Consider the following 12,785-nt stretch of genomic DNA (forward strand, 5'->3'; position numbering starts at 1 on the left):
TGTACGTCTGTTTTCTTGTTCTTCGAACCTGAGTTGTTGATATTTTTCCAGCAAACCTTTGAAGTCCTGTTTTATAATTTCCAGCTCGGGTTTGGTAAGAGTTATGGCAATTAGTTTTTTTAACATCGTTATTAGTCCTCCTTAATTTCCAGATATACTCTTTCAAAATTGGTTTTCGGCTTTGTTGTCTGCGTCGCAAATTGCTCGACGTATGTTAGAATACGCCTGCGCGCTTTGCTCCTTGACGCCTCGCCGAATTCCCAATTTTGCGCGAGTATACAGTAAACCAATTTGGTTTAGGAATATATCGACAGACATTTAATCGTTTCCCAAAAATTTACCAATGCCAATAAAAATCCGGGAAAAAATATTTGTGCTTACGATAAATAGGATGGTTCTTTATATGGAATAAAATTTACAGAACAAGGAGAAAGTTATGAAACTGAAAGTTGTATCCGCTTTTTTTGCTGAAATACAGAATTTTCAATTAATCAATTTATACAATTGCAGCTTCGACACAGGGGAACTGGCTAACGGCAGAATATATTTAAGCAAGAATATGCTGGCATTTGAGATTTCTTTAGACCGTAGCTTGCCCTGGGCAGAAAATTATCTACATCTGGATAAATCGACTTATAAATTTAAGATCGAACCTGATAATAAATTGAAAGCCCTCCACGTAATGCGTTTTAAAAATACCTATATCGGACCAATACAAAAAAATGACTTAAACCTTCTGGCTCATGTTCTTAAACATCTTTTTAACGCGCGGCTGGACGGTAGTTACATAAATTATATTAACAAGCAACAATTTCAAATACTGAGGACCTTATATGAAATATTCAATGAGAAAAGTTCTGAATATGTAATTTTGTAAGATAGATAATTAACTTTTTATTGACTGATAAAACCTATATTTTTAACTTCAAATGGTTCTGGTCGTTCAAATAACTGGTTAATAGCCTCAATGATCATTTGAATATTATCCTCAGATTTGTCCTGTCTTTTTAGTTGTTTGGTATCAACGCCATAGAGCAAAGCTAAATCCATATCAAGCATAACTTTTTGCCCACGCATAGAATATATTTTGTTTTCCAGTCAATCTAAATACTTGCGAGAAGACATGTAATATAGTTTTGCAAGTTTGTTTTAACTCTTTCCCTGCTGGAATTTTGATCAAGATTTAGATATTGCAGAAGCCCTTTGTTTAACTGACAAACATTATTTTCTATACAGATATCAATAAACTTCATAAACATTTCCAGAAGCATATCGGGTTCAACCACTTGAGCCAGCTGAGGCAGATGATATAACATTCTGTTAAATATATAGTTTGCCAGGTCCATATCCCTGCATTTACTATACTTGCTGCCGGCCGCGTCCATTATTGTTTCAATATGTATGCGCGAACCGTATCTTTTGAAATAGTCTCCGGCAGGGTTTAACATTATTGCCACCGCTGCTTCCAACTGAATAATTGTCGTTTGATCAATATCCGGATTTCTCTGGAATAAATCCTCGATTTCCGGCAGATAATCCCTGCCCAGTATCTTCATGCCCATCTGAGCAACGGCTCCGGATATATTAGCCATAGCTTCGCCTTCACTTCGACAACAGCTAATTGCCTGCTCTCCGCTTGATTGTCCGGCTGCAGTTTTATTTCTGCGGTTTCTGAAAGTGTCCAGAAACACAACTTTTGTCCCGATAAGTTTATTGTGCATTATTTCCTCCTGTTTAAAGTCTGAATATATATCGGCAAAGAAGGTGTCTATTCTCAGGAAATTACTCTTATTTAAATATATTGATTCTGAAAAATTCTGTATTCTTCGATCCAGGCTGTCCGAAAATGTCATTCTCCGGCTTGACCGGAGAATCCAGCCTTAACGAAAGCCTTGCAAATACTGGATTCCCGTTTCCACGGGAATGACAATTCTAATAGATTTCTTTATTTTCGGACAGCCTGAACACAAGTTCTTAATATATTATTTTATTAATTCTCGTTTTTACAGTACGTAGAGATAATTAATAATTTGAAAGCTAATAGATAATATCTTTTAGTCTGTAAGCCGGATCGCCTTGTTGGTCAATCGGTCCGTACCCTTGTTGCCCGGGACCAAGGTGGGCCATTACACCCGATTCTCGGCTCAGCCCGGTTAAGTTTTGCAGTGTGGATTGGTAAACGGTAAATAGATGGAACCTGTGCTTGGTTTGGAGATTAGGCGCCAAATTTTCAAAAAAGTTTGCTCCTTTGATAATCAATAGATCGCTGTCAGATATTAAATTTATAAGCTGTTTGGAGGCAAATCTGAGATCAATGGTTTCCAATTCGGAGGGTTGGCCGATAACTGAAAAATTCGTACTTGTCCTGAGATTTGTAAAATACTCATCTTTCAAAATTCTTTTAATATCTGCTACAGAAGTATTTGGCTTTATGGAATTGGTATTAGCCCAAACTTTTACTTTTAATTTCTGATAATGTTCCATTAAATTTTTTATAAAATTCAGGTCAAAGACTGTTTCCCCGTTATCATCGACAATGTATAGTATTTTTAAAGCGGGATTTTTATTTATCAAATTTAACAAGTCATTCAGATGATCAATTGCTGGCGACGCCTTAAGTTTATTCAAAAGAGTTTTCGTGGCCAGACCTGGCTCATTATAGAATTCAGGCTGATGCCACCACACTGTGCCTGCGTAAATTGATGCTGCTAGCGTCTCCTGCAGGTTCTTGCGCTGGGAGCCGGATGGGAATATATTCCTCAAAGCGGTTAAGGCGGTGCTGTTTATTATATCAGAATGTATATCGGCGGATTTATTGGACAGTTTGAGAATTTTTGTTCCGATGAGGTCAAGCTCCTGGTTGTTCAGACTATAAAACAAAGGCTTATTGTCGGGCATTATAGTTTTGAGAACAGCAGAAAAAAGGAACATGGCTTGCTCAGCTAAATATTGTTGTGAAACGATCGAAAGGATATTTTCATATTTTATGCAACTCTGGGACCATTGCACGATTCTGGAAAATTGGTAGTTTAAGTTGAATTGCCAGCGCGAATTCAAAACAGTTTCCATGGCAAATGGATAGGCCTTGGCCGTGGAACCGATTTTATTCAGAAGCTCAGGCCCGGGCATATTCTTTCTATGAGAAAGGATAACTTCTTCCAGGGGATACTGAGTTTTTTTCCAATCACAATCATTTGTTGACCTTAAGATCAGATTGGTGTCTTCCGGAGGTAGATAAGGTATTGTGGAAAAATAATAAACAAAGAATCGGCTATGGTTTTCTCAGGCTGAACCCCCTTAATAGATATTCCCGGTTTTTGAGGGATAATTTGTACAAAATCGCCTTCATTCGGATCAAAACGGGCAAAACCTATTTCGTCAAAGGACATTGTTTCGGTTTGACTGATGATTTTGTAATTCATATACTAATCTATCGTATGAGAAATGACTTAGATTTCAACAAACTTTAAAAGGACTGTTGCGTTATAAACTTTTTACAGGCTGTCCGTAAAATACTTTCAAACAACCTGTAAAAATAACTTGAAGAATATGAACCTCTGTACTACTTCTGGACCTCAGCGGTTATCAGTATCTTTTTATTTTTCATATCATAAAACTCATACATTCTGACCGGCTGCAGATTTTTATCCTGCAAATATTTTTCCAGTACAGGATATGCTTTAATCGGCGCTAACATAAAGGAAAGAGGGCTTTTTAAAGGAAATTCTGCAACAACAGCATCTTTTTTCTCAATAACCATTACCTTGAATTTTGTTTTCAGTTCTTCGGCTTTGGCCAGATCTTTTTCTTCCAGCACACAGCCCAGATCGCTGCGTAGTTTGTCTTTAGCAACAAGATCAGGATTGTCGTAATATATACCGATGCTGTTAATGGTTTTAATTCCAACCTTTTCCAGGTCTTTATAAACTTTCATAAAAATTTTCCCGGTATTTTTGTAGTCACCGGTATAGGATTCATAGACTATAGTAAAAGGACCCATCTGCTTTTCTGTAACTTTGACCTTTCCGAACATACCGTGATAAGCCAAAACCAGAAAATAAAGAATAAAGAGCACAGCAATAACTGTTAAAAGCATTCTAAGAGCTTTCATAATAAACCTCCTCATGGAAAGATAATTTTATTATAAATCTCCTCAAGAAATTTTTACAGCCTTAACGATTTACTGATTTTGAAGTCTGTCGATATCGGTAGCTATTATTTAGAATGAGCTAATATTATAGAAACCATTGTCCCTTTTCTTCTTAATATTTTGTTATTACTTGAGGTTCGGACAAATCGATTTGTCCGATTTCCTCATGATGTATCAATTCGAATGCAAAATCCTCTGGAGAATCTTTTAATATCGGAACTGTTTGCGCAGGAGTAGTGTGTCTGCCTCCCACATTTATCAGCCACGGCAAGCTTAAAAAATTCAGGGTGTCGAGTTCCTGTTGCAACTTTCGGTTTAATCCTTCAAGATCACAGTCCATGGACGCTCTGGAAATTCTTATGGGTATGGTGGTTCTTTTCACATTGCCGGTAAAATTTACCAGTATTGATTTGGGCGGGAAAATTGTACCTTCCCGAGCTAAAGACAGCAGTTCATTTTTAGAAAAACCGGCTTGAGAAACAACCAGATTTGAGGGAATATTTTGCTTGAATAGTTTAAAAATATCAGCTCTGGAAACCGCCATTTTTTCTGTATCCACGCCTTGTTTTTCCAGTGTTCTAATAAAGTCCGACATAATCTCATGCTGGGCTACTTTACCCAGGTTAGCCGCAAATTGATATCTGCTGCCGTTCCATTGAAAGGTAGTTAACCCGCGATTTATTTTTTCATCTTTTGATATTTGAATAATAGTATCTTTTCTTAACGCAGTTTCAATAAAGAAATCTACTAAATTCTGATTTTGGACATACAAAGAGCGACCCAGGGAAGAAATTTCAAATCCGTGTACAGGCAGTTCCAGAACAAGAATGTGTTTAAATTGTATTCTTTTTACAACGATCAAGCGATGATTTCCATCTACAGCGTAAAATTTGTCAGGCTTATTGATATCCCTGATTACCACAATAGGTGTATATAAAATTGCCTTGCCTGACAAGTAAAATCGCTCAATGTCGTTTAATTTATTTTTTGATATTGCGCTTTCGGTAGGAAAAATCAGCGATGAGGGTACAAATTTTAAAGAGTTTTTTGTCGCCAGATCCACTGCTTCATTTACTGATAAGGCAATGATTTTATTTTTCATTTATTTGTATCTGTCTGGCGATATCTATCATTTCCGGAGTGAGGCCTCTTGATTCCGCCGCATCGATGGCAAAAGACAATTTGTGGCCCTTTTTCAGGATGTAATAAAATTTCAGGTTGCCTTCAGCGTCTTTCTTTGTCTCATAATGATAAATATCCAGTTCTTCAGGATAAAGCTTTTTTAGCTGATCGATTAATTTGTGATTGTGGGTGACAAGTACATAATAATGCCCGAGCTCAATTAAATATTGGGTCATGGCATAGCTCAGCGCTTCCTGATCGCTGGGCGGAAAAGTAGAAAACGCTTCGTCATAGGAAATAATATTCAGCTGATTTTTTTCAATGTATGTAAAAAGATGATCACGCAGCATGGCGATTTCTGTACCTCCTGCGCTCAAGTTTTTATGGGCCTGAGCTTGCATACGGTCAATGTTAACCAGTCCATCCATAACAGGCATTGTGGCATAATCAGCGGGTGCATGACCTGTTGCCAGGGCCCATAGAAGCGTTTTAACCAGGGTCTTTTTGCCAAAGGATTTTCCTGAACCGTTGTAGCCGGAATATATTTGAAAGCGTTCCGGCGAACCGCTGGAAGGACTGTACAGGGCATAGTCATTACGCACCTGGGATTCCAGAGTTTTCAGGACCATTCTTTTGACATTATCCGGGACATTAAGCGCCTGAATGTCCTCAACTGTTACTTCATCTTTGAGTTCCATGAGCTCGGTCCAGACATTCTTGAAAACTTTTTGTAATTCATTGCTTACATCCAGAAGTTGTCCGGTGTCAATTTTTGCCCTGGCCAGTGTTCTTGCCTTATCTATAGAAAGTTCCCAGGGTTTGGTCAGCACAATTTCACCGGAGCTATTAAAATCTACCCGGCAAAAGCCCTGTTCTTTCATAAAATTAGCTGCGGCAAAAAGCCCCATCAATTTTTTAGTTTCCTCTATAGTACGGTCGAAGTTTTTATCAGCGTACTGATAGCGTGTAAAAAATTTATCTTCATTTTCCAGGAGTTGTTTTAATAAATCCTGACCGCTTAAATCCCCACCGAAAAATTTTATAAAAAGATCATCAAAATAATTAGCCAGCTGATGCAGAGGCACGCTGTCAAACTCGCGTAGTTTATTCCCCAGATTTTTAGTCAGTTTGTTGGGGTTCAGGAATTGACATAAAAAGTCAGTCATCCGCAGGCTATCATTTGTTAAATAGGTATTATCATCCAGTGCTTTATCAATAAAGGGCTTCAGTTTGGAAAACTCTACATATAATTCATCCCAGTTCATATCCTTAAGGTTAAGTTTTTTCAGATGCGGCTTTACAATTTTAAGAACTTCCAGCATCTGCAAATAGCAGGCTTTTTTGCAAAGTTCATCATTTGGCAGATATTCTTTTTTATCTGTTTTAATTTTTATCAGTTCATTCAGACTTTTCATCAAAAAACTAGTTCTCTGGATATTTTGGTCCTGTTTCACTTTGTCATCGCAGTCTCTATGATAGTTATCATCCAGCTCTTTTATTTCGGCCAATATTTTGCCCAGTTCTTCCAGTTTTTCCAGACTTGTTTTTAAGGCTTGTTCTCCCATATCAAATCCGAGCAGGTTTGCGTTCAATTTAACTATTTCCCTGAATAACTCAATATCACTTAAGTGCATGTAGCCCCGGTCTTTAAAGTTTTCAGGAAATTCTTTCAGTATAAAGGTATTAAATTCTTTCAAACCTTCAAATATCCTTCCCGCAGACCTGGCCAGATGCCACATCAGATTGGAAGTCTTTATAAAAGAATCCCAGACATTTTTATGATCGTTATTTTCTAAAAGCAATTCAAACATTTTTTGTTTTTCCAGGGTTTCCTGTACCGAAACTGCAGGGCTGTTGATAAACAATTTTTTTATATAACTTTTATAGTTTTCAATAAATTGGCTGTTTGTGCCATGGTGCCAGTTATAAAAATCACGGTCCTGGCTGATCAGCACCAGGTTGGGTTTATATTTATAAGAAAGTTTTTCCTTATCATCACGACCCGAATGATGGTGATGCCGCATTTCATCATGCAGGTCGCGCTTGCCATAGCGCCACATAAAATCAAAGTTGGTTCCGACAACTTTCAGATCACTTTTCACCCAGTTGGTTATATCTCTGGGCATAACGACAATTTCATCATCTTCAGGAAAAAACATTAAAAAGCTTCTGCTTTCTTTTTTCAGCAGTTCCCTTTCTGTTTCAGAATATGGGGTCAAGGCCGGTATTTTTAGCGGGGGTATATTTACGCGCTCGACTTTGCCTGTCATATAGTCAGTGGTAAGTTCAATAAATCTGCTGGGAAGGTTGAGTTTGCGCAAAATTTGCAGTGTATGATAATCCGCTGGTCCGGGCGTGTGTTTGTAGCTGAAAACCACTTCGCCGTTTTCCTGATAATCGGTTTGCATATGATGTAAAGATTCGGGAGAAACTAACTTGATTTCGTCCACAAAAAGGTTGTTATGCAAAGAAACATGCAGTTTATGACCGCGCTGTTCAAACAATTTTTTCAGTGTGAGTAATAATATCTTCTGATCGTCTGGCGATGTGGATGAGCCCCATTCATCAAGGAGCAACACAGCCCTGCCGCCTGTATTATCCATAACCTGCATAAATCTTTTCAGGTTGTCTACATCCTTAAAAAAGGAGCTTTGATGATTGACCTGATCCGAAAGACCACGGCTGATGAGCCCTATAGTGTTAAAAATATGCAAATTGCCGCCGGTATCAGCGGGGATAAAACCCAATGACTGGCCCAGGCTGCGCAGCCAGAATTCCTGTTTGCAGCGAAACGATTTGCCGGACATAATATCCCCGTTGATTACAGTAAGCGGAGTGTCCGGCAGAGAGTCATTAAGGACCTGCGTCCAGTTTTTATTCTTATCCCAGGATTTATATTCTTTTTTTAACTTATATATCCAGCCATTTTTGTAGGATTCTTTTTCCTGTTCGTTAAAGGTTACCAGGTGGTATCCGTCATTTTTAAAAGTTTCGGCAATTAATACCAGCGAACGGATTTTATTGAGCAGGGGCAGTATTTTTTTGAATTGGGAAGAAACTTGCTCCAGGCCCGAGGTATCTTTTAAAATGAGAAGCTCTATGGGCTTTTTCAGGTCGATGGATCTGGCTACTGCCATTATTTCCTGCCCGCAATTATTCAGGATAACATTTGCTGTCTTTTGCAGCATACTGGCCAGCCTGAAAGCATTATCCAGAGACCTTTGCAGAGAGTTAATGGTCTTTAAAGTTTCTCTAAACTCAGCTTCCAGCTTCGGAGTGCTGTTCTCAATGGCTACTTTTTTGGGGCCATTCAGTATGAGATTTACCTTATTAAACAGTTTGGTAATGCGTATAACCGGTTTATAACCCGGGAGATTTTCTTTCTTTTCCTCTTCTTCATTATCATATCCATAGAGAAATTTGATATTCAGGTAAAGGTCATAAGCTTCGCTGGCATATTTGGAAACAGGAGCTTTGATATCCATTATTGTTTTCATAACTTTTTGTCTGACAAGAATTACATTTTTGTCAAAAGCAGGATTGTCCATGGCTGTATTAGCCAGAGCTACGATAGCTTGAAAATCAAGGAATTCAAATAAGTGGTCGGATTTAAACGAAGTGTCGCTTCCGGTGATATTTAGCACTGCGGCTTTAGTGCTGATATCCCAGAAAATATCAATATTGGTCAGGTCCGGCTGAACAGGGACTTTTTTTACAGCATTAATCGGCGCTATTTCAGTTGCGACTATTTTGTTAAGCATTTAGAATCCGGTTCTATCATCTATGATTTCCAGAGCAGGAAGCTTAATACCTATGGAGAGCTTATTAAGTTCACCCTGAGTGCGTTTGTCATCATTTAACATGGAAGTTAATTCTTCATAGCTATAATTTTTTTCATCAAAAGCATCAGCATAAGCAACTCCGGGGTCTCCGGCATAACCGGGAATATGATATTTGACCGGCGCGCCATTTTTTTCTTGCAGTCTCTCACAGATAATCACCAGAAACTGTACAACCGGCAAAGTCAGCTGAATGTTATCCATCCTTCTAAGCAGTTCCATTACTTTTTCCTGGTCAAGCTGATAGTGATTCATAAGTCCGACGGATATTGGTGTGGAATGATACCCGTGCCCTGTCATATCTAAATTTTCTGTATATTTTATTATTGTTCTGTTATATACCTGAGATAAAAAATCATGTTCCCTAAAAAGTTCCAGAATAGCTTTTATGCTGGCAAGCTGAATACTATCTATCCTGATTGTATTTATAGGCTCCGCATGCTCCTCTATACCTTTAGTTCCTATTGATAAACCCAACTTGTACCTTTGTGAAAAACTGATTGCGGGCGCGATAACTTTGAATAACATAATCTACCTCCAGAAATTGATAAATGATTATCGTGCCGGAATCACAAAAGTTTCAGGAATCTTTAGGGAATTTATTCGCCATGTCCGAGCATTACGAACAAAACGCCCAGGATAGCTATTGTTAAACCAAGAAAAGCAAAGTGCCCTATCTTTTCTCCGGCTAACCATACCCCCAGCATTACCGCAATGACAGGATTTATATAGGAATAGCTTGTAGCCAGTGCCGGCCTTGTGTGCCGGAATAAATACATATAAGCTGTGAAACCTAGAAGTGAGCCGGCTAGAATGAGATAGATTAGCGCCAGAGCTGAAATCATTGAAGGCAGGGCAGAGATTCTTTCACCTAAAACCACCCCAATCAACACACAAACTACTCCTCCTGTCAGCATTTGCAGAGCGCTGGCCATTAATCCGGATTGCGGTTTGGGCAGAATAGTGCTCAGTACAGAGCCAGCTGCCCAGCAGATTGGCGCAAGCAGCAGAAAAAAAGCGCCCCATAAATTCAGGCGCAGTTCGTGTTCCAGGTTAAGAACAACAATACCGCAAAATCCTATTATTAAACCCAGCCATTCCAGCCGGTTCGGCCATTTTTTATGAATTAGACCGGAGATAACACAGGCCCAGACCGGGGTCATGGTTATTGCAATGGCCGCCAGGCCAGAGCTGACATATTGTTCTGCCAGCGCTACAAACCCTGTTCCTCCAGCCATCATAAGCGTACCCACTGCCAGAGCGCTTTGCCAGTGCTGGCGAGACGGTTGACTGATTCTTTTTAACCTTAAAAAGGCATACAGTATTCCGCCGGCCAGTAAAAAGCGGATACCGCACATCAGCAAAGGAGGTATTGTTGCTACGCTCAGGCGTATAGCCAGATAAGTAGACCCCCAGATTATATAAACTGCCAGCAGACAGATGATAATCATAGCGGTATTTTTCTTCATAAAAACAGTATCCTGTAACATCAATGATTTGACAATTATTTATTTGGAGTTCATGTTGTAAATTTTACCCCTGTCATCTCGAGCGGAGCATTTATCCTTCTTCGCTACGCTACGCCGAGACAGGTGCGGAGTCGAGAGATCTCATTATAAAAGAAGACTCAAATCTTTCCAATCTTGGTTTCCACTTTCTATAAGGTCAATTTTTTTTCCTGCTCCATCGTTTAAGTTGTTTTTCTCGTTCAATAGCTAATCGTACATCTTTATATGTTTCGTAATATACAAGTTTTTTTGTTTTGTATTTACTTGAAAACCCCTCAATTAACTCATTCTGGTGTTCGTATACCCTTCGGCGAATATCATTAGTAACTCCTATATAAAGAACTCTTGTTTTATTCATTATCTTTATTGTACCAATAAATTGAGATTTCTCCACTTCGCTTCGCTGCGGTCGAAATGACAAATGATATTTGCCACGATTGACAGCCCCCCGCAACAGGCGTAGAATTGTAGCCGTTTTGTCATTACAATGAACATTCTTAGTACGATTAATTATTTCACTCCATCCTTTATCAAGCTGACCTTTTACCCACTGGACATAGCCGCTTTAGCTCTGGTCATATTTTTTTCAGTAGCAATAATAGCTGTACTTCTGAATAAATACGAAAAATTTTTAATTAATTTTTCATTTTCTTTAGCGATTATTGCCTCCGTTCTTTTAGTTATAGCTGGTATCCTGGCAGTAGGAGACAGCTCCTACTATGTCCTGACTTTAAACCTGGGATTGCCGGATTTGCACTTTCAAATGCGGTTGGACCCCTTGGCCGGATTTTTTCTCACCACAATAGGTTTGTTAGTCTTATATGTATCTATCTATTCTTTGGGTTATGTCAAAGAGTTTGTAGGTCATAGACCGGTTGCCAGATTAATATTCTTTTTCGCCTTATTTGTGAACGGTATGTTTATGGTAGTACTGGCAAATGATGCCTTGTTTTTTTTGATTGCCTGGGAACTCATGGCCGGTTCATCTTATTTTCTGGTACTGTTTGAGGATGAAAAACCCGAAAATAAACGAGCTGCATTACTTTATCTGGTTATTGCACACGTTGGCGCCATAGCCATACTTTTATCATTTGGCGTTATGGCCGGCTGGTCCGGAGGATTTACTCAGTTCAGTGCTTATACCTTTGATGCCATGCGCGCCAGTAACTTTCCTGTGGGCTGGGCATCACTGGCATTTTTGCTGGCTTTTTTCGGTTTTTCAGCCAAAGCAGGGGTTATTCCCCTGCATATCTGGCTGCCGGAAGCTCATCCTGTCGCGCCCTCCAATGTTTCTGCTTTAATGAGTGGCGTTATGTTAAAAACAGCTATATATGGAATTATCAGAGTAGCTTTTGACCTGATAAAAGTTTTTCCCTGGTGGTGGGGCGCTCTTGTGCTGGTTTTCGGGTTAGTTTCTGCTGTTCTCGGTGTTCTTTATGCCTTGATGCAGCATGATCTGAAAAGATTGTTGGCTTATCATTCCGTAGAAAATATTGGAATTATTTTAATCGGTATCGGACTGGGTATGATGTTTACATCTTTTAATATGCCGGTGTTGGCTGCGCTGGCCATAACCGCGGGTATTTATCATACATTAAATCACGCTATGTTTAAAGGGTTGTTGTTTATGGGAGCAGGAGCTGTCTTGCACGCCACAAAAGAGCGGGATATGGAGCATATGGGTGGCCTCATCCATCTGATGCCCTGGACTGCTTTTTTATTTTTAATCGGTTGTATTTCTATCTCTGCTCTTCCGCCTTTTAACGGATTTGTTTCGGAATGGCTTACCTTTCAGGCTTTTTTACTATCACCGATTCTTCCCACGCCGCTGGTAAAATTGATAATGCCGGTTGGCGCTGCAATTTTGGCATTGACCGGTGCCTTGGCCGCGGCATGTTTCGTAAAAGCTTTTGGCGTAACCTTTCTGGGTAACTGGCGCGGCAAACCCAATATGCAGATTAAAGAAGTCGGCAAAACAATGATTTTTGGTATGCTGCTGGCGGCCATAACCTGTTTGCTTCTGGGAATATTACCTACATTTTTTATCAGCTGGATGTCAAGTATTTCGCAACAACTGGTCAGTGCCTCAATAAATTCAAGCATTTCAGGATTTGACTGGTTGTGGTTAACGCCAATCGTAGCGGAAAGAGCGGCATACTCCGGCAG

The 12,785-nt window shown here is 39.3% G+C and carries 10 protein-coding genes and 2 pseudogenes; 2 read left to right on the forward strand and 10 right to left on the reverse strand.

The features are described from left to right. Positions 1 to 436: 436 nt before the first annotated feature. A complete protein-coding gene (locus tag PHV30_10220) occupies positions 437 to 877 on the forward strand; it encodes a hypothetical protein (protein MDD5457391.1) in 441 nt (146 codons plus the stop codon). 125 nt (positions 878 to 1,002) lie between these two features. Here PHV30_10220 and PHV30_10225 read toward each other — a convergent pair. From PHV30_10225 to PHV30_10270, 10 genes and pseudogenes are all read right to left on the reverse strand, one after another. Then, positions 1,003 to 1,098 (reverse strand): annotated as a pseudogene (locus PHV30_10225) (ORF6N domain-containing protein). Between the two features lie 5 nt (positions 1,099 to 1,103). Then, positions 1,104 to 1,721: a hypothetical protein gene (locus tag PHV30_10230; protein MDD5457392.1), complete on the reverse strand. Its 618-nt coding sequence runs from the start codon at positions 1,719 to 1,721 to the stop codon at positions 1,104 to 1,106. Between the two features lie 316 nt (positions 1,722 to 2,037). Further along, positions 2,038 to 3,129 (reverse strand): ARMT1-like domain-containing protein, encoded by a 1,092-nt coding sequence (locus tag PHV30_10235; protein MDD5457393.1) that lies wholly within the window; start codon positions 3,127 to 3,129, stop codon positions 2,038 to 2,040. Positions 3,130 to 3,209: 80 nt separating this feature from the next. Beyond that, complete coding sequence (locus tag PHV30_10240; GenBank protein ID MDD5457394.1) at positions 3,210 to 3,422, reverse strand: hypothetical protein; 213 nt, start codon at positions 3,420 to 3,422, stop codon at positions 3,210 to 3,212. A 140-nt stretch (positions 3,423 to 3,562) separates the two neighbouring features. Beyond that, positions 3,563 to 4,111 carry a GyrI-like domain-containing protein gene (locus PHV30_10245; GenBank protein MDD5457395.1) on the reverse strand — a complete coding sequence of 183 codons (549 nt, stop codon included), beginning with the start codon at positions 4,109 to 4,111 and terminating at the stop codon, positions 3,563 to 3,565. Between the two features lie 151 nt (positions 4,112 to 4,262). Beyond that, the gene (locus PHV30_10250) at positions 4,263 to 5,252 is read right to left on the reverse strand and encodes a hypothetical protein (GenBank protein ID MDD5457396.1); all 990 of its coding nucleotides are present in this window, start codon (positions 5,250 to 5,252) and stop codon (positions 4,263 to 4,265) included. Continuing rightward, the gene (locus PHV30_10255; protein MDD5457397.1) at positions 5,242 to 9,033 is read right to left on the reverse strand and encodes a hypothetical protein; all 3,792 of its coding nucleotides are present in this window, start codon (positions 9,031 to 9,033) and stop codon (positions 5,242 to 5,244) included. Before PHV30_10255 ends, PHV30_10250 begins: the two co-directional genes overlap by 11 nt. After that, complete coding sequence (locus PHV30_10260; GenBank protein MDD5457398.1) at positions 9,034 to 9,639, reverse strand: hypothetical protein; 606 nt, start codon at positions 9,637 to 9,639, stop codon at positions 9,034 to 9,036. Between the two features lie 71 nt (positions 9,640 to 9,710). Next, complete coding sequence (gene yedA / locus PHV30_10265) at positions 9,711 to 10,580, reverse strand: drug/metabolite exporter YedA (protein ID MDD5457399.1); 870 nt, start codon at positions 10,578 to 10,580, stop codon at positions 9,711 to 9,713. Positions 10,581 to 10,724: 144 nt separating this feature from the next. Beyond that, a pseudogene (locus PHV30_10270) lies at positions 10,725 to 10,977 on the reverse strand (GIY-YIG nuclease family protein). A 129-nt stretch (positions 10,978 to 11,106) separates the two neighbouring features. Here PHV30_10270 and hyfB point away from each other — a divergent pair. Next, positions 11,107 to 12,785, forward strand: a 1,679-nt coding sequence (hyfB, locus tag PHV30_10275) for a hydrogenase 4 subunit B (protein ID MDD5457400.1), incomplete at its 3' end; no start/stop codon positions are given.

Source organism: Candidatus Margulisiibacteriota bacterium (genome assembly GCA_028715625.1).
Lineage (GTDB): Bacteria > Margulisbacteria > Riflemargulisbacteria > GWF2-35-9 > GWF2-35-9 > JAQURL01.